Source organism: Mycetohabitans sp. B2, assembly GCF_021733735.1.
GTDB lineage: Bacteria > Pseudomonadota > Gammaproteobacteria > Burkholderiales > Burkholderiaceae > Mycetohabitans > Mycetohabitans rhizoxinica.
Genome location: NZ_JAHKSP010000163.1, coordinates 1 through 258 on the forward strand (window position 1 = coordinate 1; position 258 = coordinate 258).

The 258-nt window shown below is 56.2% G+C and carries 1 protein-coding gene; it reads left to right on the forward strand.

What is annotated here, in order from left to right:
• Positions 1-258, forward strand: a 258-nt coding sequence (locus KPG66_RS17230; protein WP_237071659.1) for an AMP-binding protein, incomplete at both ends; no start/stop codon positions are given.

Here is a 258-nt window from a genome sequence, read left to right on the forward strand (position 1 = left end):
TGACGGCCCGGCATCTGGCGTATGTGATCTATACGTCCGGCTCCACTGGCACCCCGAAGGGTGTACAGAATGAGCACCAGGCGCTCGTCAATCGTCTGGTGTGGATGCAGCAAGCTTATGGTTTGACGACGGCCGATCGTGTGCTTCAGAAAACACCCGTGAGTTTTGACGTGTCTGTCTGGGAGTTTTTCTGGACCTTACTCAATGGCGCTACCCTGGTTGTGGCGGCACCCGATGTGCATAAAGATCCGGCTGCCT